At 65.8% G+C, this 23,065-nt stretch carries 24 protein-coding genes; 7 read left to right on the top strand and 17 right to left on the bottom strand.

What is annotated here, in order from left to right; translation table 11 throughout:
- Nucleotides 1-92 precede the first annotated feature (92 nt).
- Entirely contained in the window at nucleotides 93-620 is a 528-nt protein-coding gene (locus DNX69_RS22315; RefSeq protein WP_110788172.1) for a Dps family protein, read from the bottom strand.
- Between the two features lie 281 nt (nucleotides 621-901).
- On the opposite strand from DNX69_RS22315, the gene DNX69_RS22310 reads away from it, so the two are divergent.
- Nucleotides 902-1,597: a class I SAM-dependent methyltransferase gene (locus tag DNX69_RS22310; protein WP_110788171.1), complete on the top strand. Its 696-nt coding sequence runs from the start codon at nucleotides 902-904 to the stop codon at nucleotides 1,595-1,597.
- A 144-nt stretch (nucleotides 1,598-1,741) separates the two neighbouring features.
- Here DNX69_RS22310 and DNX69_RS22305 read toward each other — a convergent pair whose 3' ends face one another.
- Both DNX69_RS22305 and DNX69_RS22300 read right to left on the bottom strand, forming a co-directional pair.
- Nucleotides 1,742-2,851, bottom strand: a complete 1,110-nt coding sequence (locus tag DNX69_RS22305) for an ATP-dependent DNA helicase (protein WP_110788170.1) — start codon at nucleotides 2,849-2,851, stop codon at nucleotides 1,742-1,744.
- 75 nt (nucleotides 2,852-2,926) lie between these two features.
- On the bottom strand, nucleotides 2,927-3,757 hold the full coding sequence (locus tag DNX69_RS22300) for a transglutaminase-like domain-containing protein (RefSeq protein ID WP_110788169.1): 831 nt from the start codon (nucleotides 3,755-3,757) through the stop codon (nucleotides 2,927-2,929).
- A gap of 229 nt (nucleotides 3,758-3,986) precedes the next feature.
- Here DNX69_RS22300 and DNX69_RS22295 point away from each other — a divergent pair, with 229 nt between their 5' ends.
- The 3 genes from DNX69_RS22295 to DNX69_RS26390 are packed head-to-tail and all read left to right on the top strand — an operon-like array spanning nucleotide 3,987 to nucleotide 4,789.
- Nucleotides 3,987-4,256 carry a hypothetical protein gene (locus DNX69_RS22295; RefSeq protein ID WP_110788229.1) on the top strand — a complete coding sequence of 90 codons (270 nt, stop codon included), beginning with the start codon at nucleotides 3,987-3,989 and terminating at the stop codon, nucleotides 4,254-4,256.
- A gap of 38 nt (nucleotides 4,257-4,294) precedes the next feature.
- Complete coding sequence (locus tag DNX69_RS22290) at nucleotides 4,295-4,573, top strand: DUF1488 domain-containing protein (protein WP_110788168.1); 279 nt, start codon at nucleotides 4,295-4,297, stop codon at nucleotides 4,571-4,573.
- Nucleotides 4,574-4,633: 60 nt separating this feature from the next.
- Nucleotides 4,634-4,789, top strand: coding sequence for a hypothetical protein (locus tag DNX69_RS26390; protein WP_165825310.1), 156 nt, complete (start codon nucleotides 4,634-4,636; stop codon nucleotides 4,787-4,789).
- A 9-nt stretch (nucleotides 4,790-4,798) separates the two neighbouring features.
- On the opposite strand, the gene DNX69_RS22285 is transcribed toward DNX69_RS26390, so the two are convergent.
- Nucleotides 4,799-5,827, bottom strand: a complete 1,029-nt coding sequence (locus DNX69_RS22285; RefSeq protein ID WP_110788167.1) for a carbon-nitrogen hydrolase family protein — start codon at nucleotides 5,825-5,827, stop codon at nucleotides 4,799-4,801.
- A 139-nt stretch (nucleotides 5,828-5,966) separates the two neighbouring features.
- On the opposite strand from DNX69_RS22285, the gene DNX69_RS22280 reads away from it, so the two are divergent.
- The gene (locus DNX69_RS22280) at nucleotides 5,967-6,947 is read left to right on the top strand and encodes a helix-turn-helix domain-containing protein (protein WP_133256038.1); all 981 of its coding nucleotides are present in this window, start codon (nucleotides 5,967-5,969) and stop codon (nucleotides 6,945-6,947) included.
- Between the two features lie 129 nt (nucleotides 6,948-7,076).
- On the opposite strand, the gene DNX69_RS22275 is transcribed toward DNX69_RS22280, so the two are convergent.
- From DNX69_RS22275 to DNX69_RS22250, 6 genes are all read right to left on the bottom strand, one after another.
- Nucleotides 7,077-8,456: a sigma-54 interaction domain-containing protein gene (locus tag DNX69_RS22275; RefSeq protein WP_110788165.1), complete on the bottom strand. Its 1,380-nt coding sequence runs from the start codon at nucleotides 8,454-8,456 to the stop codon at nucleotides 7,077-7,079.
- Between the two features lie 47 nt (nucleotides 8,457-8,503).
- The gene (gene fliN / locus DNX69_RS22270) at nucleotides 8,504-8,851 is read right to left on the bottom strand and encodes a flagellar motor switch protein FliN (RefSeq protein ID WP_110788164.1); all 348 of its coding nucleotides are present in this window, start codon (nucleotides 8,849-8,851) and stop codon (nucleotides 8,504-8,506) included.
- Between the two features lie 17 nt (nucleotides 8,852-8,868).
- On the bottom strand, nucleotides 8,869-9,495 hold the full coding sequence (locus tag DNX69_RS22265; RefSeq protein ID WP_110788163.1) for a FliH/SctL family protein: 627 nt from the start codon (nucleotides 9,493-9,495) through the stop codon (nucleotides 8,869-8,871).
- Nucleotides 9,495-10,583, bottom strand: a complete 1,089-nt coding sequence (fliG, locus tag DNX69_RS22260) for a flagellar motor switch protein FliG (protein WP_110788162.1) — start codon at nucleotides 10,581-10,583, stop codon at nucleotides 9,495-9,497. Before fliG ends, DNX69_RS22265 begins: the two co-directional genes overlap by 1 nt.
- Nucleotides 10,584-10,589: 6 nt before the next feature.
- Nucleotides 10,590-12,194 carry a flagellar basal-body MS-ring/collar protein FliF gene (fliF, locus tag DNX69_RS22255; protein WP_110788161.1) on the bottom strand — a complete coding sequence of 535 codons (1,605 nt, stop codon included), beginning with the start codon at nucleotides 12,192-12,194 and terminating at the stop codon, nucleotides 10,590-10,592.
- Nucleotides 12,195-12,393: 199 nt separating this feature from the next.
- Complete coding sequence (locus DNX69_RS22250; RefSeq protein WP_011156827.1) at nucleotides 12,394-12,669, bottom strand: DUF1153 domain-containing protein; 276 nt, start codon at nucleotides 12,667-12,669, stop codon at nucleotides 12,394-12,396.
- Nucleotides 12,670-12,952: 283 nt separating this feature from the next.
- Here DNX69_RS22250 and DNX69_RS22245 point away from each other — a divergent pair, with 283 nt between their 5' ends.
- On the top strand, nucleotides 12,953-13,366 hold the full coding sequence (locus DNX69_RS22245) for a hypothetical protein (RefSeq protein ID WP_234827049.1): 414 nt from the start codon (nucleotides 12,953-12,955) through the stop codon (nucleotides 13,364-13,366).
- Here the strand turns inward: DNX69_RS22245 and DNX69_RS22240 are convergent.
- The 4 genes from DNX69_RS22240 to DNX69_RS22225 form a co-directional block, all read right to left on the bottom strand.
- Nucleotides 13,338-14,933 carry an FAD-binding oxidoreductase gene (locus DNX69_RS22240; RefSeq protein WP_110788159.1) on the bottom strand — a complete coding sequence of 532 codons (1,596 nt, stop codon included), beginning with the start codon at nucleotides 14,931-14,933 and terminating at the stop codon, nucleotides 13,338-13,340. The two genes, DNX69_RS22245 and DNX69_RS22240, sit on opposite strands and share 29 nt — an antisense overlap.
- A 96-nt stretch (nucleotides 14,934-15,029) precedes the next feature.
- Nucleotides 15,030-15,938, bottom strand: coding sequence for a universal stress protein (locus DNX69_RS22235; protein WP_110788228.1), 909 nt, complete (start codon nucleotides 15,936-15,938; stop codon nucleotides 15,030-15,032).
- 51 nt (nucleotides 15,939-15,989) lie between these two features.
- Nucleotides 15,990-18,734: a cation-transporting P-type ATPase gene (locus DNX69_RS22230; protein WP_110788158.1), complete on the bottom strand. Its 2,745-nt coding sequence runs from the start codon at nucleotides 18,732-18,734 to the stop codon at nucleotides 15,990-15,992.
- Between the two features lie 251 nt (nucleotides 18,735-18,985).
- Nucleotides 18,986-19,456: a hypothetical protein gene (locus DNX69_RS22225; protein ID WP_234827048.1), complete on the bottom strand. Its 471-nt coding sequence runs from the start codon at nucleotides 19,454-19,456 to the stop codon at nucleotides 18,986-18,988.
- A gap of 131 nt (nucleotides 19,457-19,587) precedes the next feature.
- On the opposite strand from DNX69_RS22225, the gene cobS reads away from it, so the two are divergent.
- Complete coding sequence (cobS, locus tag DNX69_RS22220) at nucleotides 19,588-20,385, top strand: adenosylcobinamide-GDP ribazoletransferase (protein ID WP_110788157.1); 798 nt, start codon at nucleotides 19,588-19,590, stop codon at nucleotides 20,383-20,385.
- Between the two features lie 104 nt (nucleotides 20,386-20,489).
- Here the strand turns inward: cobS and DNX69_RS22215 are convergent, their stop codons facing one another.
- The 3 genes from DNX69_RS22215 to urtE all read right to left on the bottom strand — a co-directional run bounded on the left by DNX69_RS22215 (nucleotide 20,490) and on the right by urtE (nucleotide 23,011).
- The gene (locus tag DNX69_RS22215) at nucleotides 20,490-20,834 is read right to left on the bottom strand and encodes an FmdB family zinc ribbon protein (RefSeq protein WP_110788156.1); all 345 of its coding nucleotides are present in this window, start codon (nucleotides 20,832-20,834) and stop codon (nucleotides 20,490-20,492) included.
- A gap of 220 nt (nucleotides 20,835-21,054) precedes the next feature.
- Nucleotides 21,055-22,284, bottom strand: coding sequence for a formamidase (gene fmdA / locus DNX69_RS22210; protein ID WP_110788155.1), 1,230 nt, complete (start codon nucleotides 22,282-22,284; stop codon nucleotides 21,055-21,057).
- A 37-nt stretch (nucleotides 22,285-22,321) separates the two neighbouring features.
- Nucleotides 22,322-23,011, bottom strand: coding sequence for an urea ABC transporter ATP-binding subunit UrtE (gene urtE, locus DNX69_RS22205; protein WP_110788154.1), 690 nt, complete (start codon nucleotides 23,009-23,011; stop codon nucleotides 22,322-22,324).
- Nucleotides 23,012-23,065 lie beyond the last annotated feature (54 nt).

Genomic DNA, 23,065 nt, shown 5'->3' with positions numbered 1-23,065 from the left:
CGCCCCTCTCCCCGCGAATGGCGGGGAGAGGGAGTTCGCTGTGCTTGGGGCTGGGTTGTTTTCCCAAGGAGCATTCGTCTCGAGCTTGGTCGTTACGCCTCGTTGGCGCCTTCCTGACGAGTGGCTTCGAACAGGAACCAGGTGCGCTTTTCGGTTTCGTCGATAAAATTCTCGAGCAGGCCGGCGCTCGCCGCGTCTTTGCACTCGTCGACGATCTCGTGCGCCTTGCGCATCGCGGCGGCGACCTTCTTGTTGTCGTTCATCAGTTCGCGCAGCATCTCGCGCGGCGGAACGTAGTCGTCGTTGTTGTCGTGGATCGTCTGCAGCTTCGAGATATGTCCGATCGACCTGAGCGTGGTGCCGCCGACCTTGCGGACGCGCTCGGCGAGATCATCGGTGGTGGCCAGGATCTGCGCCGACTGCTCGTCGAGCAGCAAGTGATAGTCGCGGAAGTGGCGACCGCTGATGTGCCAGTGGAAATTCTTGGTCTTGAGATACAGCGCGAAGGAGTCGGCCAGCAGGCCGTTGAGCGCGGTCGAGATCTTCTCCACCGCCTGCGGCGGCAGGTCGGTCGGGGTGTCGAGTTCAGGGGCGACAGAGGCGGATTTTGCTTTGGTCACGATCAGCGTCCTGCAGTGATGCGGTTGACGAAAAGGGCGGATGCAACGGTCAGGCGGGGCAGGCGAGGCCCGATCGATCCAGGCAGCCTGCAAAATTGCCGTGTTGGATGGTTCGGCTGTGCATTGGTGTTTCCCGCGAAACACGTTAGACCCCGCGACAACGCGCGGCGTGCGGTGGCGTTCCATGGATGGAACAGCTATGCGGAAGCCGCGGTGCTGCGGCGATCGGGCCCGGATTGGGCCGTGTTCGGCCTGGTTTCGGCGGGTTTCGAGGTCAAGGGATGGACGACTGGATCGACTATTACGACTCCACCCACACGATCTATGTCAGCAATCGCCATCGTGACGTGCACTTTGCCGAGATCGCGCGGGATATCATCGACTACATCCCCTCTCCCGGCGCGGTCGTGCTGGACTATTCCTGCGGCGAAGCACTGTCCGCCCCGGCGGTGGCTGACGCCTGCGGCAAGCTGATCCTGGCCGAGCCCGCGCCCGGCGTGCGCGGCCGGCTGATCGCCCGCTACGCGCTCAACACCAAGATCCGGGTGCGGTCGCTCGACGACCTGCGCACCATGCCGGGCGGCTCGGTCGATCTGGTGGTGATGAATTCGGTGGCGCAATACATGAAGCCGGCAGAACTCGACCAGGCTTTCGCGGTGATCCAGCGGCTATTGTCGCCGCCCGGCAGCCTCGTGCTCGGCGATATCCTGCGGCCCGAGGTCGGGATGCCGCGTGACGTCCTGTCCTTGCTGATGATGGCGCGCCGCCACGGCTTTCTGAAAGACGCGCTGTGGGGGCTGGCGCGGACCGCTTTGTCAGACTATCGCGAGCTGCGCACCAAGATCGGCCTGCAGCGCTACAGCGAGTCCGAGATGCTCGCCAAGCTCGCCGCCGCCGGCTTCACCGCCCACCGCGCCGAGCGCAACATCGGCCACAATCCGTGGCGGATGACGTTCGTGGCGCGGAAGGCGGAGTAGTTTCATCATCCCGTCATTCCGGGGCGCTCGCAGCGCGAGCGAACCCGGAATCCAGAGGTTGTTGGAAAACGAGTCGATGCAGAACATCTCGGGATTCCGGGCTCGCGCCCTTCGGCGCGCCCCGGAATGACCGGAGACTGCCACCTACACCACCACACTCAGCCGTTTCGCCGCCCTGGTGATGCCGGTGTAGAGCCAGCGGGCGCGGCTGTCCTGGAACGCGAAGCTCTCGTCGAACAGCACGACGTCGTCCCATTGCGAGCCCTGGGATTTGTGCACGGTGAGCACGTAGCCGTAGTCGAATTCGTCATAGGGCTTGCGCTGATCCCACGAGATGTCCTCGATGCCGCCGGCGAAGCACTCGTTGCGGACCGAGACCTTGGTGAGCCGGCCGCCGAAATCCTCGTCGGGCGTCACCCGCATGGTGATGATCTTGGTTTTGATCGGCGAGCGCGACTTCACCCGCCACAGCCCGCCGTTGAACAGCGCCTTCTTGCGGTTGTTGCGCAGGCAGACCAGCTTGTCGCCGCCGACCGGGAACGGATCCTCGATGTTCAGCCGCTGGCGAAAGCGGGCGTTGTAGGCGCGACGGGTGTTGTTGCGGCCGACCAGCACTTGGTCCGCCTCCATCACCCGCTGCGGATCGAGCTGATCGCGGCTCACCACCTCGGTTTCGCCATAGCGGCCGCGTTCGAGCCCCCGGCCCTCGCGCACGTCCATCGACAGCCGCACGATCGGATCGTCCTGCGCCTGGCGATGCACCTCGGTCAGCATCACGTCGGGCTCGGCATTGGTGAAGAAGCCGCCGCCCTGAATCGGCGGCAACTGCGCCGGATCGCCGAGCACCAAGAGCGGACAATCGAACGACATCAGGTCGCGGCCCAATTCCTCGTCGACCATCGAGCATTCGTCGATCACGATCAGCTTGGCTTTGGACGCCGGCGCGTCGTCCCATAGCTCAAAACTCGGCTGTTCGACGCCGCTCTCCTTGGTGCGGTAGATCAGCGAATGGATGGTGGAGGCGTCGTCGCAGCCCTTGTTGCGCATCACCAGCGCCGCCTTGCCGGTGAAGGCCGCGAACTTCACCTCGCCGGAGACGCCCTCGGCGATCTCGCGCGCCAACGTGGTCTTGCCGGTGCCGGCATAGCCGAACAGCCGGAACACCAGCGGTGTGCCGTTACGGCCGGGTTTGGCCTTGAGCCATTCGCCGACGGCTTTCAGCGCCTCGTCCTGGACTGGGGTGAAGGTGGTCATGGGATCTCGCGGGCGGACCACGCGGCGGGCAACGCCCGCAGCGACTCGGTGCCGGCAAGCTAGCGCGTCGCGCGCTCAGTGCAAGCCGGCGGCGGCCGGCTCGTCGATCTCGTCGGTCCAGACCTTGAAGCTCACCAGCGTGTTGGGGCCGAAGGTCTGGGTGATCGGCACATCGGCGGCATCGCGGCCCTGCGCGATCAGCACCCGGCCGAGCCGCGGCACATTGTTGCGCGGATCGAATGTGTACCAATGACCGCCGATGAAGGCTTCGAACCAGCCGGCGAAGTCGCCGGCCGCCCACGGCTTCGGGGTGCCGACGTCGCCGAGATAGCCGGTGCAGTAGCGCGCCGGAATGTTCATGCAGCGGCACAGCGCAATCGCCAGATGGGCGTAATCGCGGCAGACGCCGCGGCCCTCATCGAAGGCCTGATGCGCCGTGCGGGTGGCGCGGGCGTGCTGGTAATCGAACTTGATGTGATTGTGCACGAAATCGCAGATCGCCTGCACCCGCGGCCAGCCTGGAGACGTCTTCTCGAACATCTTCCACGCGGTATCGGACAGAAGATCAGTCTCGCAATAGCGGCTGCCGAGCAGATACACGATGGTGTCGGCCGGCAGATCCTCGATCGCATGTTGAGTCGCCGACGGCACCACCGGATCTGGCACGCCGCTGTCGCGCACGATGCCGTCGGCGGCGAGCCGCATCCGCCCCGCAGGCGCCACCAGGCGGCTGCACCAATTTCCGAACATGTCGCGATACGGGGTGATCTGCACCGCCGGATCGGTGGTGAGGAAATCCGGAGCGATGATGTCGGAGGCGCGACTGAAATGCGTTCCGAGCACCACGATCATCGGCGTCGGTTGCGGGAAGTCGTAGATCATCTCGTAGCCGATGCGGAGCTTCATGAGGTCGGCTTCTCCGCCATCGCGCCGTGGGCCTGATCGGAACTGATCGCCGGCTGCCTGTCTTAAATGGCGATCGCGGGCCGAAAAACAAGCTGCCGCGACGCGGCCGGGCCGATTGCAACGAATTCGATGGCTATCGCGGATGAAAAGGCGCAGCATAGTCGGCAATCGTCGGAACGCGGGACAAGCGCGACCGGCGCTCGGACGCAGCGGCCCGAAGGAGGCGTCCATGACTACGCGAACGCGCCGCGAAACCATCGTCTTCTCTCATCCGTTTCGACTCCGCGGCATCGACCGCGAGCTACCGGCGGGAGTTTACGCGGTCGTCACCGACGAAGAACTGATCGAAGGCCTATCGTTCCCGGTATTCCGCCGCGTCGCGACCATGATCACGATCCCCTGCGCGCCGCCGCATCAGGCCTCGGTCGAAATGATCGCAATCGAGCCCAACGCGCTGCGAGACGCGCGGCAAGCCGATCGCAGTACCAGCCGTCCCTGACACGCGCGGCGCCGCCCGCAACACGAGGATGATCCGCCATGAGCTTCACCAGCGGCGACTTTCGCGGTTACGACGAGGACCGTTCCGTGGTGCTGTTTTCGATGATCAACGATCTGACCGAAGTGCCATGCGCCATCAGTTCCGACGCAATGGACTTTCTCGACGGTGCGAAACGGACGCCCCCGGCGCAGCGCGAGCAGCAGTTCATGCGACTGCGCGAAAGCATCGAAAGTTGCGCCGAGCGCAAATTCGCCAATGCCGAAATGGAAGGCCGGCCTCCCGGGATCATTCTGCGGCGACTGGATTTCCGCGGCTGATACGGATTTGACTCCGGTGTCCGGATCGCCATCTTCCGCAGAAGCGGAAGGATGAGCGAGATGCGGCGAATTGCGACCTGGCTGTTCTATGGCGTCGGCGCGCTCGCCTGCGCTTACCTCGCGCTGTACGCCTATGCGATGCTGACCGCGCCGAAGCTGGTGCCGGGCGAGCCAATCAAAATCTACCGCAATCCGGACGCCCCGAAATATTCCTGAATCGTGGCTTCAGGTGTCTTCGGCTGGCGCCGCCGGTGCTGCCCGAACGGGATCCACCGGCGGCGCATACTCGACCGGTGAACCGAACTGTTCGACGCGGCGCGCCGGCCTGTTGTTGAACAGCAGCCGGGTCACGTCCGGACGTGAATAGTGGCCGGCCGGATCCGCGGACGCCTTGGCGAAGGGGATGAGGTCGAGATCGATGTCGGCCACGACCAGCCCTTCTTCGTGCGGATCGAGATTGGCGCCGATCGATCGCCCGTCGGGCGCAAAGATTCGCGCGAACCCGCCGCCGGTGGGACACATTGCTTCCTTCATCGGATCGCCCTGGCAAAGCATCGCTTGCTGCTCCTTGCCGACCACCGCGCAGGCGGCGATGACGAAGCAACCGCCTTCGACAGCATAGATCATGCTGGCGCCGCCGCTGACGGTCGGGCCGTAGGCGTAGGCCTCGTCGGAAACCGCCGACAGGTTCGGCCATGCGGCGCAATGGATCTGTTCGTTCTGGCTGTACATCGCGTATTTGCTGAGCGGCTGCAGATGCTCCCAACATGCCAGTTGTCCGACCCGGCCGATCGACGTCTCGCACACGGCGAGATCGCTGCCGTCGCCTTCGCCGAACACCGTCCGTTCGACATGGGTCGGCTTCAGCTTTCGGCGTCGCTTGATGACCTCGCCGGTCTCCGCATAGTGCCACTGCGCGATGTATAGGCTGCCGCCATCCCGCTCGGACAATCCCATCGAGACCTGGATGTTGTTGCGGCGGGCGGCGTCCGCGATCGCCTGGTCCTCCGCCCCACCGGCCTGCAGGCTGTTCTCGAAGTAACGACCGAAGAACTGCATCGACCATGCCGGCGCGCCGAGCCAGATCTGATTGGGATAGCCGGGCAGCCAGGTCTCCGAGAACACGACGAGCTTGCAGCCCTGTCGCGCGGCCTGTTCGATCAGGTCGATCGCCTTGGCGACGCCGGCACGAAGATCGAGAAACGCGGGTACCGCCTGCACGGCGGCCACCTTGAACTGCTTCGACGTCTGCATTGTCGTCCTCCAGGGCAGATTGCCTCTTGGAGGATAGCGCCGGCCCAACCACGCGCTTTCGTATTTGGGCGCCGAATGATTTGATATTTGCCCGGCACAAGATAGACTTCGTCCCGTGCCCCAGCAGGCGAGCAAGGCGATGCTCACACGATACGACGCGGCCTTCGTGCGACCTCGCGATCGGGTCGCTTATTTGCGCGACGCGGTCTGCGCGAGCTATGTTCAGCTCTCGTGCGAAATCACCGACCCGCGCGATGTCAGAGGCGCGATCGAGATCAATCACTTGTCGAACCTGTCGGTCTCGGAAGTGAGTGGTTCGGGCGGCAAGGTCAGACGCCGCCCGGGCGACATCCGCCGCGCCTCAGAGGAGTTCTTCCTTCTCAGCCTGCAGCTCGAACGCGCCGCAACCGTCAGCCAGCGTGGCCAAACCGCCCGACTGCATCCCGGCGACATGGCGGCCTACAGCAGCACGGAGCCCTACGATCTCGGCATGGAGAGCGACTTCCGTCAGCTCGTGCTGCAGATCCCGAAAGCCTCATTGTTGCTCCGCGTCCCCAATGCGGAGCTGGCGCTTGGCAAGCGGATCGATGGAGCCTCCGCCCTCGGACAACTGGTCGGCCAGAGCATCCTGCGCTTCGGCAAGCACACCGCTGACGCGGATGCCGCGCTGAACGATCAGCTCGCCGACCTTCTGGCCGATCTGTTTGCGACGGCTCTGACGAGTGTCGCGACCGGCCCAATCGAGCTGAAATCCTCGACCCGGCTGCTTCTGCTTCGCGCGCAAGCGATCATTCGGCGCCGATTCCGCGATGCCGAGTTCGATCGGATCGCGCTCGCCAAATCGGTCGGGATATCGGTACGCCGACTGAATGAGATTTTCGCGACGCAGCAGACCTCGGCGAGCGAATTCATTCGCGAGACGCGCCTGCAGATGGCTGCGGAGGAATTGAGCGATCGCCGCCGGTCCGGGCTGACGGTGAGCGACATCGCAATCCGAAACGGCTTCGGCAGCTTTTCGCATTTCTCCACAGCGTTCCGGAAGCGATTTGAGGCATCGCCACGCGAATGGCGGCGGGCCGGATCGCATCAGGTCCGAAAGCTGCGTTCCACGCTCGATTAAGCCGCGAAAGGGCGCGCGAGGCTGGCGTTTCCTCTCCGCCCCACCTCCTTTCAGGAGGAGGGGCGGAGGAGAGACCTTCCAGAGGGGGCCGGAGGGCTCTCTTCAGGATTGGCGAAACACGATCGGCGGTCAGGCCGTCTGCACGAAGGCGCGCGGTTCGCCGCCGCCGGCGGGTGGGATCGGCAGGCCGCCGTCGGCGTATTCGTTGAGCTTGTTGCGCAGCGTGCGGATCGAGATGCCGAGGATGTTGGCCGCGTGGGTGCGGTTGCCGAGGCAGTGCTTCAGCGTTTCCAGGATCAGGTCACGCTCGACGTCCGCCACGGTGCGGCCGACCAGCGCGCGGGTGACCTGCTCGGCCGCAAACGTGGCGTGCGCCACCGCCGCCGGCGTCTTGGTCTGATCGAGCCGATCGCCGTCAGGCGTGATGATCGCTTCGGGGCCGATCTCGTCGCCCTGCGCCATCAGCACCGAGCGGTGGATGGTGTTCTCGAGTTCGCGAACGTTGCCCGGCCAGCGATTGGTGGTGAGCACGCGGCGGGCTTCCGCCGACAGCGGCCGCAGCGGCACGCCGTTGGCGTCGGCGTATTTCTTCGCGAAGTGCTGCGCCAATTCGAGAATGTCGGCCGGACGCTCGCGCAATGGAGGGATCTTCAGATTGACGACATTGAGCCGGAACAGCAGATCCTCGCGGAAAGTGCCTTCGCGCACCGCTTCGGACAGATTGCGGTTCGAAGTGGCGAGGATGCGGATATCGACCGGCACCGGGCCCTTGCCGCCGACGCGGTCGATCACCCGCTCCTGGATCGCACGCAGCAGCTTCGACTGCAGTCGCACGTCCATTTCGGAAATTTCGTCGAGCAGCAGCGTGCCGCCGCTGGCTTCCTCGAACTTGCCGATACGGCGCGCCACCGCGCCGGTGAAGGCGCCCTTCTCGTGGCCGAACAGTTCGGATTCCAGAAGATGCTCGGGGATCGCCGCGCAGTTGATGCTGATGAACGGTTTCTTGGCGCGGTTGGAGCGGCTGTGGACGTAGCGCGCCAGAACTTCCTTGCCGGTGCCGCTCTCGCCGGTGATCATTACCGAGGCTTCAGACGCGGCGATCTGCTGTGCCAGCTTCACCACCTTGGCCATCGCGTCATCGCGATACACCAATTCGCGGGAATCGTTGGCCACCGCCGCCAGCACCGCGGCGATCAGCTCCGGATCCGGCGGCAGCGGGATGTACTCCTTGGCCCCGGCGTGGATCGCTGCGACCGCCGCGCGGGCATCGGAGGCGATGCCGCAGGCGACGATCGGCACATGGATGTGCTCGGCCTCCAGCCGCATCACCAGATCGCGAATGTCGAGCGCGACGTCGACGAGGAGCAGGTCGGCGCCCTTGCCGCCGCGCAGCACTCGCATCGCCTGTTCGTTGTCGGCCGCGTGGGTGACCGACGCGCCATTGTCGATCGCGATCTTGGTCGCGGTGGTGAGCTGGCCCTTCAGGGTGCCGACGATGAGAAGCCGCATGGATTGCTCCTGGATATCCTTCCGCGCGAAATCCGCGCGCTTCGCGTTTAGGTTTCCGCCTTGATGATTTCCGTCATGGTGACGCCGAGCTTGTCCTCGACCAGCACGACTTCGCCGCGCGCCACCAGGCGGTTGTTCACATAGATGTCGATCGCCTCGCCGACGCGGCGATCGAGCTCCAGCACCGCGCCGGGCCCGAGCTTGAGCAGCTCGCCGACATCCATCTTCGATCGGCCGAGCACGGCCGAGACTTGCACCGGCACGTCGAACACCGCCTCCAGATCGGCGGCGACGCGCGAAATCTGCTCGTCGTCCTGATAGCCGACGTCGGCCAGCGGCGGCGCATCGGCGCCGTTGAGGTCGGGAAGCGGCACCTGGCCGTCATTGTCGCCCATGTCTCACCTTCCTCTTGTCATCGGCCGCTGTTGCGAGTCGCCATGTAGCGGCCCACCAGTTCGTCGATCTTGGCTTCGACGGTGGCGCGCTCCAGCACCACGCCGCCGTCGGCCCATTCGATCTTGCAGTCGCCGCCGGCGATTTCCGGATCGGCCAGCAGCACCAGGCGCCCGGCGAAGCCGCTCTGCTTGGCGAGCAGCTCGATGCGCTCGCGCGCGGCCTCGTACAGCGCATCGTTGATCCGCACCACCAGATGCGGCGTCGCCACCAGATGACGGAAACAATCGCCGACCAGCGCGGTGATCTCGGCGAGCGGCTCGGCGGCGATCAGCTCGCCGCACAGCTTGCGCGCCGTCGCGATCGCGACCTCGACCGCCTCAGTCTCCATTCGGGTTTCGACACCGCCGATGCCGCTGGCGATGACATGCATCGCCTGCGCGACCTGCTCCAGCGCTATCGCGCTGCGCCGCTGCGCCTCGACCACGGCCTCGTTCTGACCGGCACCGAAGCCGTTCTGATAGCCGCGTTGCTCGGCGGCAGCGACTGCCTGAGCCAGCTCGGCGACGCCGATCGTGTTTTCGCGGGCCTTTTCCGGCGCCCCGAAATCGTCGTTGAACAAGAACTTCTGCGCGGGAGCGGCCATCAGTACACCAATTCGTCGTCGGCGCGGTTCTTGGTGAGCACGATCTCGCCCTTGGCGGCGAGATCCTTGGCGAGGTTGACGAGCAGCGCCTGCGCCTCGTCGACATCGCGCAGCCGCACCGGACCGAGCGCGGCCATGTCGTCGAGCAGCATCTTGCCGGCGCGCGACGACATGTTGCCGAGGAAGAAGCCGCGGACCTCTTCGTTGGCGCTCTTCAGCGCGATCGCCAGCTTGTCCTTGTCGATGTTGCGCATCAGGGTCTGCGCCGAGCCGGCGTCGAGCTTGACCAGATCGTCGAAGGTGAACATCAGCGCCTTGATGCGCTCGGCGGCTTCGCGATTGTCTTCTTCCAGCGAGGTGATGAAGCGGGTCTCGGTCTGGCGGTCGAAATTGTTGAAGATTTCGGCCATCACCTCGTGGGCGTCGCGGCGGCGGGTCTGCGACAGATTCGACATGAACTCGGAGCGCAGCGTCTTCTCGACGCTCTCGATCACTTCCTTTTGCACCGCCTCCATCCGCAGCATGCGGTTGATGACGTCGAGCGCCATGTCCTCGGGCAGGATCGCCAGCACCTTGGCGGCGTGCTCGGACTTCAGCTTCGACAGCACCACCGCGGTGGTCTGCGGGTACTCGTTCTTCAGATAATTGGCGAGCACCTCTTCGGAGACGTTGGAGAGCTTCTCCCACATGTTGCGGCCGGCGGGACCGCGGATTTCTTCCATGATGCCGGAGACGCGATCGGCCGGCAGATATTTCTGCAGCAGTCGCTCGGTGGCGTCGTAATTGCCCATCAGCGCACCGGATGCCGACATCCGCGATACGAATTCGAGCAGCAGATCCTCGACGGTTTCCGGCTCGATGGTGCCGAGCGTCGACATCACCGAAGACAGTTCACGCACTTCCTCGTCGTCGAGCAGGCCCCAGATCTTGCCGCCATATTGCTCGCCGAGCGCCAGCATCAGGATCGCGGCGCGCTTCGGCCCGCTGAGCGGCTTGCTCGGCGGTCGGCCACTCTGACGCTGCGCCAACGTCGCGACGACGGTGGCGATGTCATCCTGATTGGTCGCTGGGACGGAGGCTTCAGCCATGGCGGATTAGGCGGGTTCAGCCAGCCATTGACGAATAATGGCGGCGGTTTCGTTGGGATTGCGTTCGGCGAGTTCACCGACCCGGTGCACCGACTGGGCGTGAACCTGGCCCTGTACCTGGGCGATATCGATCATGTTGGGCGCCACCGGCTGACCGTCGGCGCCGATCTGCGGCACGGTGCCGTCGGCCAGCGCCGGCACGCCGGGCGGAGCTTCCAGCGCCGGATCGGCGGCCAGGATGCGCTTCACCAGCGGGCGGATGACCATGAACAGCACCACCAGGCCGAGCAGGAACATCACCCCGAGCTGGATCATGTTCATGATGTCGTCCTTGGTGAACTGGAACATGCCCATCAGCCCGGCCGGCTCCGGCAGCTTCTCGATCTGCGGTGCTTCAGCGAACTTCAGATTGACCACTTCGACCTGATCGCCGCGCTTCTGCTCGAAGCCGATCGCCGAGCGCACCAGCGCGGCGATGCGATCGAGCTGCTCCTTCGGCCGCTCGGCGTAGACCAGTTCGCCCTTTTCGTTCGGGGTGTAGATGCCGTCGACCAACACCGCGACCGACAGCCGGTTGACGCGGCCGGCCTCGGTCACCTCGGTCTTGGTGACACGGGAAATCTCGTAATTGTTGGTCTCTTCCGACTTCTTGCTGACGTCGCGCGGTCCAGCGGTCTGGCCTTGATTGTTGCCCGGCAGCTCGTTGTTGACGGTGACCTGGCCGTCGGCCGCGGAAGTCGCGGCCGATTCTTCACGGGTCTGGCTCGACCGCAGCACACGGCCTTCGGGGTCGAATTTGTCGGAGGTCTGGGTGATCTTGTTGTAGTCGAAATCGGCCGAGACCTGGACGCGGGCACGGCCGGCGCCGACCACCGAGGAGACGATGCCCTCGATCTGGTTGCGCAGCCGCTTTTCGAACGCGGCACGGCGCTCGTCGCTGGTGGCGCCTTCGGCGGCCTCGCCGCTGGCCGAGCCGTCTGCGAGGAGCTGCCCGGCCTCGTCGACGATCGACACCCGCTGCGGCTTGAGGCCGTTGACAGCCGAGGCGACGAGGTGGCGGATGGCGCGAACCTGCTGCGGCTCCAGCGTGCCGCGCACCCGCAGCACGATCGAGGCCGACGGCTCCGGCGCTTCGCGCGCGAACAACGGACGCTCCGGCAGCACCAGATGCACCCGCGCCGCCTGCACCCGGTCGATCGCCCGGATGGTGCGCGACAACTCGCCTTCGAGTGCGCGCAGATGATTGATGTTCTGAACAAAGCTGGTGGTGCCGAGCGCATCCGACTTGTCGAAGATCTCGTAGCCGACGCCGCCGCCCTTCGGCAGGCCGCCTTCGGCGAGCTTCATCCGCAGCCGCGTCACCTTGTCCCTCGGCACCATCAAAATGGCGCCGTCGTTGCGCATCTCGTAGGGAATGCCCTGGCGCTCCAGCTCCTTAATGATGCTGGAGGAGTCGTCCATGCTGAGGTCCGTATACAGCGTCGTCATCTGCGGCTGCGACACCCGCATGATGACGAAGGCGAAGAACCCGAGCAATGCAACCGAGACGGCGATCATCGCCATCAGCCGCGCGGCTCCCAAGCCTTTCAGGAAACTCAACAGATTCTGCAAAGACCAGCCCCTCGGATGCACAGCGCGACCGGCCGGCGGGGCAGCCTCCCCGCACGGCTAGGCAAATCTTGCCTATGGGATGGTTTCCATATGGTTAACGAATCTTAACGGACCGGAAAAACCCTAGAAAATGCTGAAAGCCGGCTTCCCGAAACGGGGCCGGCTTTCGTCAAATCTTAAACGTCTCGGAACGACTGGTTTACTGGCGATATTGCTGGATTCGGGTGGTGCGCAGGCCGGCCAGACCATGATGGTCGATCGAGAACTGCCAGGACAGGAACTCGTCCACCGTCAGCGTGTAACGGCTGCAGGCCTCTTCCAGCGAGAGCAGGCCGCCACGAACGGCAGCGACGACCTCGGCCTTCCGGCGGATGACCCAGCGCTTGGTGCCGGGTGCAGGCAGGTCGGCAATCGTCAACGGGCTTCCATCAGGCCCGATTACGTATTTTACCCTCGGGCGGTGGGGCTCTGTCATGGCTTACTCACAACTCGCAAAGCACTCAACTCACAGGAATAACCTAGGTGGTCCGGCTTAAAATTTGCCTAAGCAGACTGCAGGATTGTGAAATGCGGTGTTAGTAAAGCAGTAACGATTTGCCTCGGCCCACGGCAGCGCGCAGCGGCGGCCCTGATGTGACTACGTGGACCGGCCGGAAAACCGCAGCTTCGACTTTCGAAGCGGTGATCGATCGTCTAGTGCTCGTCACATGAACGACGACAGCACAGCGGCAGCAGAGCCAACCAGCAACTCACACCCGATGGCGAGCGACGGCGCCGATGCGGCAGTTCTCGACGACGCGACGCTGGCTGCGATCGATCAGTGGGCGATGGGCCGGCAGCTGTCGCGGAGCGAAGCGCTACGCCGACTCGTGCACCTTGGGCTCAGCATCGCCCCCGGTGCGCGCCCACCGCTGGCGATCGCGCCGGACCGCGCGGTCGAACTCGCAGCATCGCAGATCCACGCGCTGATCGATCCCGAAGCGCCGCAGGATGAACGCGACCGGCGAGTCGCGTGCCTCGTCGAAGGGCCACCAGAATTCGTCACCGCGCGGGTCGACCTGCCGCGTCGCCGCGCCACCGATCTGCTGCCGCCAGGCGAGGCCGCACTGACGCAGCCGGCACCGGGCACGCCGCAGCGCCGTGTTACGGATCGATCAGTACGCCCGGATTGAGCATCGACTGCGGATCGAGTTCGCGCTTGGCGGCGCGTAGTGCAGACGCAAACAACTCCGGCCGCTGGCGGTCGTACCATTTGCGATGATCGCGCCCGACCGCATGGTGGTGGGTGATGGTGCCGCCGGCGGCGATCAGTGCATCGCTCGCCGCATCCTTGATGGCCTGCCATTGCTCCAGCAGCGCGCCGTGGCGGCCGAGCGCATGAAACGAGAAATACGGCGCGGGCCCGTCGGGATACACATGGGTGAAGCGGCAGGTGACTTCGCCCTTGATCCCGGTCGCATCCAGAATCGCCTGCTCGGTCGCGGCCTTGACGCTGTCGTGGAAGCTCTCGAACCGCTCCCAGGTGATCGCCGTCTCGAAGGTGTCGTTGATCAGGCCGGCGGGAGTGAGGAATTCCCGCGCATAGGGCATCCGGATGAAGGCGTTGCGCCACAGTCCGGCAGCGCCTTCGAGATGCGCTGACGACGCTTCCGCCTCTTCCTTGGTGCCGCCGTGATCGGCGCAGCATTGCAGCGCCCGCGCCATCCACGGCTCGACCGGATGATCGCCGCTCTCGAACGCAAGTACCATGATGGCGACGTTGGCGTCGGCGGCACCGGTGTTGTACGCCTCTTGCGGATCGAGAATGCGACAGTTCGACGGATACAAGCCGGCCTGTGCCACCGCGCGGACCGCGCGCGCCGCGGCGAAGAAATTCGCAAAGCGCACCGAGGCACCGGCACGAAAGGTGGGACGGGATTGCAGCCGCATCCACGCCGCCGAGATCACGCCCAAAATGCCTTCGGAGCCGATGAACATCCGATCCGGACTCGGGCCGGCGCCGGAGCCCGGCAGCCGCCGCGTCTCGACCACGCCGCGCGGCGTCACCACGCGGACGCTTTCGACGAAATCGTCGATGTGGGTGTAGAGGCTGGCGAAGTGACCGCCGGAGCGGGTCGCGATCCAGCCGCCGAGCGTCGAATATTCGAAGCTCTGCGGGAAATGCCGCAGCGTGACATTGTGCGGCTTGAGCTGGGCCTCCAGCGCGGGGCCATAGGCGCCGCCCTGGATCAGCGCCGCGCGCGAGGTGGCATCGACCTCCAGGACCTGGCCGAGATGGCGCAGGTCCAGCGTCACCGCCGCCTTGTAGCGGCTGCCGTCGACTCGGCATTCGACGCCGCCGCACACCGACGAGCCGCCGCCGAACGGCGTCAGCGCCGCACCGGCGCCGCCGGCCCAATCCATCACCGCGGCGATCTCCGCCTCGTCGCGCGGATAGGCGACGACGTCGGGCGCCGCGTCGTAATCGCCGAGCATGCCGCGGACGTAGTCCGGATAGGACTTGCCGTAGGCGTGGGCGGCGCGGTGATAGACGTCGACCGCGCAGATTTCCGAGAGCGACTTCGGCGGCACGATTCGCGGCTCGTGCAGCTTGATTTCGTCGAGCCTGGCGACCTCGACGGTGTCGAAGCTGTCGCGCCCGAACTTCGTCTTGTAGCGGCCGAGTACGAACGCCTGCTCGGCCTCGGTCATGCCCTCGCCTTCCCGTCCCCAGCCGTAGTGCTTCAGCCGCGCGCCCATCCTCGACCTCCCGGTTGCTCGCCGGCGAGGTATCGATGCCGCGCCGATCGGCGGGGAGTGTGGCGGGCAATGCCGAGGCCGGCAAGCCGGCTCGGGTTACCCCGCGGTGCTGTCGCGGACCGGGACCACCAGGATGTCGCGCTGCAAACGGCGCAGCACTTCCTCGGTCACGCTGCTGAGCAATAAACGCACCGCACCACGGCGCGCGTGGGTGCCGATCACCACCAAATCCGGGCGCAGCTCGGTGGCGGCCTCGATGATGTCGGTGGCGGGGCCGGCGCCCTCCCTGACCACGGTCGAGTAGTCGACATCGTCGAGCCGCAGTGGTTCGAGGAAGCGCACCAGATCGCGCACCGCATCAATGCGGGTATCGACCAGATAGTCGTCGAGGCTGGTCTTGTCGACGCCGGCGTAGTTCAGCATGCCGGCCGCAGCGGCGTCATAGACGTGCATCACGATCAGCCGGGTGCGCTGCAACAGGCCGAGCCGGCGCGTGGTGTCCAGCGCCTGGGCCGAGCAGTCGGTCAGATCGACCGGCGCCAGGCTCTTGGCATAAGGCAGCGCCGGATCGAGATTGGCCATCAGCACCGGCACCGAACTGTTCCGGATCACCCGTTCGGCGGTGGTGCCGGCGAAGATGTCGCGCAGGAATGCGCGGCGGTGGCTGCCGACGACGCACAAATCGGCGCCGTGCTGTTGCGTGGCACGGACGATGGCGTCGAACGGCGTGCCGAGCACCACCAGCGGCGTGCAATCCAGGCCGGCGAGATAAGTGTGCTCGCGGATCGCGTCGGCGAGCGCGGTCTCGGCGAGCTCGACCTCCACCGCAACGATGTGCTCGGGCTGATCGTCGTCGACCACATGGGTGATCACCAGCCGTGCGCCGCTCTGCCGGGCGAGCGCCGCGGCGCGGCGCACCGCGCGTTCGGAGCGCGCCGAGAAATCCGTGGCGGCGAGCACCACCTTCAGGCCGGACATCGTATCGGGACTGGGCAGTTCGTTCATCATGAACCTCGTCGTTGGTGTGAAGCGCGTGGGGCGACGCGATGAAACCGGTTACGGCTCGAGACGGTGCAGCGCACCGATTCTGCGCATCACCAGCTTCTCCAGCTCGAGCACGATCATCAGAACCACGCCGGCGCCGATCACTACCGCACCGTCGATCAGCGACAGCGGCGTAGTGTCGAACAGGCTGTGCATGAACGGCGCGTAGGTGAAGGCGAGCTGGGCGGCGATCACCACCACCAGCGCCGCCAGCACCGGCATGGTGCCGAGCGCGCCGCGCAGCGAGATCGACGAGGTGTGCAGATAGCGGACGTTGAACAGATAGAAGATCTCGAACACCACGATCGCATTGACCACCATGGTGCGTGCGGTCTCCAGCGGCAGCCCCTTGCCGAGCGCGAAGAAGAAGATCGCCAGCGCGCCCGCGGTGAACAGGAGCGACACGAAGAAGATCCGCCACACCAAAAAGCGCGACAGCAGCGGCGCATGCGCCGGCCGCGGCGGACGTTTCATCACGCCGGGCTCCGGCGGCTCGAACGCCAGCACCAGGCCGAGCGTGACGGTGAGGATCAGGTTGATCCACAGGATCTGCACCGGCGTCATCGGCATGGTGAAGCCGATCAGGATCGCCATGATGACGGTGAACACCTCGCCGCCATTGGTCGGGATCGTCCAGGCGATCACTTTGCGGATGTTGTCGTAGACGGTGCGGCCTTCCTGCACGGCGGCGACGATTGAGACGAAATTGTCGTCGAGCAGTACGACCTCGGAGGCCTCTTTGGCGGTCTCGGTGCCCTTGTGGCCCATCGCGATGCCGACATCGGCCTGCTTCAGCGCAGGCGCGTCATTGACGCCGTCGCCGGTCATCGCCACCACCGCGCCGGTCGACTGCAGCGCCTGCACGATCCGCAGCTTGTGCTCCGGATTGGTGCGCGCGAACACGTCGGTGCGGCGCGCCAGATCGACGAAGCCGGTGTCCGGGGTGCGATCGAGTTCGGCGCCGGTGACGACATCGGGATGATCGGTCAGATCGAGTTGGCGCGCGATCGCCTCAGCGGTCGCGGCGTGGTCGCCGGTGATCATCTTGACGACGATGCCGGCGGAGCGGCATTCGGCGATCGCCTGGATCACCTCGTCACGCGGCGGATCGATGAAGCCGACCAACCCCATGAACGCCAGCCCTTCGTCGAGATCGGCGAAGCCGAGCTGATCGGAGTCTCGCGCCGGCGAGCGCAGCGCGAATCCGAGCACGCGCTCGCCTTCGGCAGCGGCGCGCGCGATCTGCGCGGTCCAGAATTCGGGATCGATCGGATGCAGCGCGCCGCCTGGACCGACCTGGGTGGCGCACATGCCCAGCAGCCGCTCCGGCGCGCCCTTGACAAAGATCACCTGCGCGCCGGTGTCAGTGGCGTGGCGGGTCGCCATGAAGCGATGCTGAGCGTCGAACGGAATCTCGTCGGAGCGCTTCCACGCCGCCCGCTCGCCTTCCGGATCGAGCCCGGCCTTGATCGCGAGCGCGACCAGCGCGCCTTCCATCGGATCGCCATCGACGACGTAGTGGCCATCGACCTGGCGCAGCTGCGCGTCGTTGCACAGCAGCGCCGAGCGGATCAGCTGCGTCGCCGAGGCGACCGCATCGGGATCGTCGCGGCCATCGACCGTGAGCTCGCCCTTGGGCACATAGCCGGAGCCGCTGACCAGGATGGTGTGATCGGCGGTGACGATGCGGCGCGCGGTCATCTCGTTGCGGGTCAACGTGCCGGTCTTGTCGGAGCAGATCACCGAGGTGGCGCCCAGCGTCTCGACCGCCGGCAGGCGGCGGATGATGGCGTTGCGCCGCGCCATCCGCTGCACGCCGATCGCCAGCGTGATGGTGATCACCGCCGGCAAGCCCTCCGGCACCACGCCAACCGCGAGCGCCACCACGGCGATCAGCGCATCCGGCCACGCATAGTCGCGCACCAGCGTGGCGAAGGCGAAGATAGCGGCAGCCGCCGAGATCGCCACCCAGGTGAAGCGTTCGCCGAATCTGTTGATCTGCGCCAGCAGCGGCGTGGTGAGCTGCTCGACGCCCTGGATCATCGTGCTGATCCGGCCGATCTCGGTGCGGGCACCGGTGGCGACCACGACGCCGAAGCCCTGCCCCGCCGATACCAGCGTGCCGGAGAACGCCATGCACAGCCGATCGCCGAGCGGCGCATCGGGCGCCGCCGGCTGGTCGTGCTTGTCGGAAGCGACCGACTCGCCGGTCAGCATCGCTTCGTCGATCAACAGGCCGCGGGCGCGCGTGAGGCGCAGATCGGCCGGCACGCGGTCACCGGCCTCGATCATCACCACGTCGCCGGGCACCAATTGTTCGGCCGGCACGACGACACGGTGGCCGTCGCGCCAGGCATGGGCGCGCGGCGAGATCATCTTCTTGATCGCCGCCAGCGCCTTCTCGGCCTTGTCCTCCTGGATGAAGCCGACGATCGCATTGATCGTCACCACCGCGACGATCACCGCAGCGTCGATGCGGTGGCCGAGGAACGCGGCGGCGACCGCGGCAGCGAGCAGGAAGTAGATCAGCGTGTTGTTGAACTGCGACAGGAACCGCAGGATCGCCGAGCGGCGCGGCGGCTCCGGCAGCGCATTCGGTCCGTAGCTCTGCAGCCGGTGCTCGGCCTCCTGGGTGGCGAGGCCGCCGCGGCTGGTGGCGAGGGTGGTGAGAACGCGGTCGGCATCGACCGCATGCCACATCTCCTCGGCGGCCTGATCGTTCGGGCCCTTGATGTCGGCTTGCAGCAGTTCGGTCATGGTCGGATCTCGACGTCTTGGGCGCGGGGACGACGCTGCGGCTCGCGGTCCGGGACGCGTCTTTCGACAGAAGCGTCCATGGCCTCGGCGTCCGACCCAGAACCTGGAATCGGCCACGCAGCACGAAGGGGAGAATCGGGATGCCGGACGGCGTCGCTGCGGCGATCAGGCGATCCGAGGCACGGCACCTCGCGCCGTCGGACGGCGGCTCGCTCGATCGGGATCAGCGGACGAAAATCGCGGCGCGAGGATCAAGCGGCGATTGGAGGCCGAAGCTGCGGCGGCTCGCTGCGATCGAGCATCGGCTCTGCCGGCGGCAGGCGCACGCGGCTCGACTGATCGCAGCCGATGCTTCTGAACGACACCGGGGTGAGCGCATGGGCACTGTCGGAGGTCACGATCTCCGGATCGTCGCTGAGGTTCAGCGGCGGCACCGGCAACGGCGTCTTGACGAATTCGAGCTGCGTCCGCGGAGCATCGTCAGCCATGGCGGTCGAAACGTTGCCGAGGACGAGCACCGCGAACGCACAGACGCAAATCGCCGCCTTGAGCCACAGGCGCAATGCAGCGGAGATCGTCCGGCCGTCGCTATGTCGTTCAGATCGCATCGCCGCGCAGCGTACCCCATCAGGATGGTGACCGACAAAGGGTAGCGGCCGGACGTCGAGCGTCACATTGACCTCTATCAAGGGGTTAGCCGTTTGGCTGCGGCGGGTGGTCACAGCCGGCGGACAGTCGTGGCGACGGCAACCGAGTACCAAAGCACCGGACCGCGCCAACGCGGCGGCACACGCGGACGCTTGACCGCAACGGCTCGGACGCGCAGTACGGCGGCTTCCGCAAAGGCAGATCCATGACCGACTCCTCTCACCTCTCGCGGCCGACGCCGACGCTGGCGCAACTGCTCGACGCCGTGCGCTTCCTCACCATTCTGCCGGTGCCGAGCGCCGACCGCGCCCCGGAGCCGGACTGGCTGATGCGGGCGATGGCGTTCTTTCCGGTGGTCGGGGTCGGCATCGGCGTGGTGTCGGCGGCGGCGATGATCGTCGGCACCTCGCTGTTCGGACCGACGCTTGGCGCGCTGCTTGCGGTGACCGCCTCGATCGCGCTGACCGGCGCCTTCCACGAGGACGGGCTCGCCGACACCTTCGATGCGTTCGGCGGCGGCTGGACGGTCGAACGCCGGCTCGAGATCATGAAGGACAGCCGGATCGGCACCTACGGCGCGCTGGCGCTCGGCATCGGGGTGGCGTTGCGGGTGGCGGCGCTGTCGCTATTGCCGCTCTGGGCGGCGCTCGCCGCGCTGGTCGCCTGCCACGCGGCGTCGCGCGGCGCCTCTTGCCTTGTCGCGCATCGGATGAGCTACGCCGGCAACACCGCGGCGATGAAGGCGCGCTACGCCGACACTACGCTGCGCAAGGACGAACTGGTGGTCGGTGCCATCGCGGTCGCGCTCGGCGCGCTGCCGCTGCTGTTGGTGTCGCCGATCGCCGTGGTGATCGGCCTTGGTGCAGGTGGCGCCTTTGCCGCCGCGATGGCCGGCTGGGCCAAACGCCTGATCGGCGGCTACACCGGCGACGTGCTCGGCGCCAGCGAGCAATTGTTCGAGATTGGGTTCCTACTCGGCGTCGCGGCGGTGATCGCGGGGTAGTCAGCTCGCACAGTCCTTTTCCGTCATTGCGAGCGAAGCGCAGAGACTGTGCCCGGACGGCGCTAACCACCGATCCGGGTGCTCCTCGCAATGACGTAGGAGACTCAGTGGCTGATCATCCACGGCCGCGCGGTGGGGAAGCCTTTGGCGCCGCTCTTGGTACGGGTCTGCAGCCGTGCCGGCTTCTTGATGCCGGAACAGCAACTGCAGCCCGGCGCATGCTTGGCCTTGTATTCGCCGACCGTCATCGGCGCGTTGCGGCTCTTCTCGTTGGTGGCGTGCGCGTTGCGCTGCGAGGACGGCATGCAGGAGAAGTTCGGCGCGGTGAGGATGACGCGGGGCGACGAGGTCTCGCAGCTCGGGCAGAACTGCGGGTCGTCGCATTCGGCCATCGGCCGCAGATCGGTGAACGGCCCGCAGGCGTCGCACATGTATTCGTAAACAGGCATCGTCGTTTCCCTTGCGCTGACGATTGGTTTGGGCCTGTGCGATGGGAGCGGGGCGGAAAGAACGCCCCGTCCCGCTCCCCGTCGCGCAGGGAACCTTTGCCGTCATTGCGAGGAGCACCCGGATCGACGCTTCGCGTCGTCCGAGTACAGGCTCCGCGACGAAGCAATCCAGGGCTCGTTTCACCGGACTGGATTGCTTCGCTCGCAATGACGGACCTTGTTACTTGTCCGGCGAGATCGGCATGTCGATGCCGCCCTTGATCGCCTTCACCGGGCCGGCCGAGGTCGGCATCATGTCGAAGTCGAAGATCTCGGTCGGCAGCCACAGCGTGGCGCACGCGTTGGGGACGTCGACGACGCCCGAGATGTGGCCCTGCACCGGTGCGGTGCCGAGGATCGAGTAGGCCTGGGCGCCGGAGTAGCCGAACTTCTTCAGATACTCGATGGCATTGAGGCACGCCTGGCGATACGCCACGGTGACGTCGAGATAATGCTGCTGACCGGCCTCGTCCACCGAGATGCCCTCGAAGATCAGGTAGTCCTTGTAGTTCGGCGTCACCGGCGACGGCTTGAAGATCGGATTCTTGACGCCGTATTTCGAGACACCGTCCTTGATGATGTCGACCTTGATGTGCAACCAGCCCGCCATCTCGATCGCGCCGCAGAAGGTGATCTCGCCGTCACCCTGGCTGAAGTGCAGATCGCCCATCGACAGACCGCCGCCCGGCACATAGACCGGGAAGTAGATCTTCGAGCCGCGCGACAGATCCTTGATGTCGCAGTTGCCGCCGTGTTCGCGCGGCGGCACGGTGCGGGCGCCTTCGGCCGCGGCCTTGGCCTTGTCGTCGCCCTTCAGCTTGCCCATGTGGGCGGTCGGCGCGAACGGCGGGTTGGCGAGGCCGGGCACGCGGGTCGGATTGGTGGCGATCAGCGCGGTCTCACGCTCGTTCCAGGCCGACAGCAGCTTCGGATCCGGCAGACAGCCGATCAGGCCGGGATGGATCAGGCCGGCGAAGCTCACGCCCGGGATGTGGCGCGACGAGGTGTACATGCCCTTGAAGTCCCAGATCGACTTCTGCGCCAGCGGGAAGTGATCGGTCAGGAAGCCGCCGCCGTTCTGCTTGGAGAAGAAGCCGTTGAAGCCCCACAGGCTGTCCTTGACCGGGCCGACGTCGAGCAGATCGACGACCAGAAGGTCGCCGGGCTCGGCGCCCTTGACGCCGATCGGGCCGGACAGGAAGTGCACGATCGACAGGTCGATGTCGCGGACGTCGTCGGCACTATCGTTGTTCTTGATGAACCCGCCGGTCCAGTCGTAGGTCTCGACGATGAAGTCGTCGCCGGGATTGACCCACGCGGCCATCGGAATGTCCGGATGCCAACGGTTGTGGACCATCTCGTTGTCGTAAGCGGACTGCGTGAGGTCGACCTTAATCAATGTCTCTGGCATCGGAAGCTCCCCTTGTTACCAGTGGACGGTTGAAAAACTACACGGACAGATATTTCGCGACCTGCGCCTCATCGACGCCGGCGCGCGGCTCATCGCGAACGATTTCGCCGTTCTCGATCACCAGCACCCGGTCGGCGACGTCGAGCGCGAAGCTCAGCACCTGCTCGGAGACGATGATCGAAAGACCGCGGCTGTCGCGGATGCGCTTCAAGGTGCGCGCCATCTCGCGAATGATCGACGGCTGGATGCCCTCGGTCGGCTCGTCGAGCAGCAGCACTTTCGGCCTGGTGGCGAGCGCGCGGGCGATCGCCAGTTGCTGCTGCTGGCCGCCCGATAGATTGCCGCCGCGCCGGCCCTTCATTTCGAGCAGCACCGGAAACAGCTCGTAGATGTCGGCCGGCACCTCGCTGTCGCCGGAGGCCGCGAGCCCGGTCTCGATGTTCTCCTTCACCGTCATGGTCGAGAAGATCATTCGGCCCTGCGGCACGTAGGCCAGCCCCTGGGCGACGCGCTCGTAGCTCTTGAGGCCGCCGAGCTCGACGCCGTTCATCGCGATCGAACCCTGCCGCTGCGGGATGATGCCCATCAGCGATTTCATCAGCGTGGTCTTGCCCATGCCGTTGCGGCCCATGATCGCGACGATCTCGTTCGGCGCGACGTCGATATTGAGCCCGTGCAGCACCTCGCTCTGGCCATAGGCGACGTGCAGATCGTTGATAGCCAGCATCGGGATCTCCTCTAGCCTGTGCGGATGGTTGCTCCCTCTCCCCGCTTGCGGGGA

The organism is Rhodopseudomonas palustris (assembly GCF_003226555.1).
Lineage (GTDB): Bacteria > Pseudomonadota > Alphaproteobacteria > Rhizobiales > Xanthobacteraceae > Rhodopseudomonas > Rhodopseudomonas palustris_I.
This window is presented reverse-complemented; position numbering and strand designations above follow the sequence as displayed.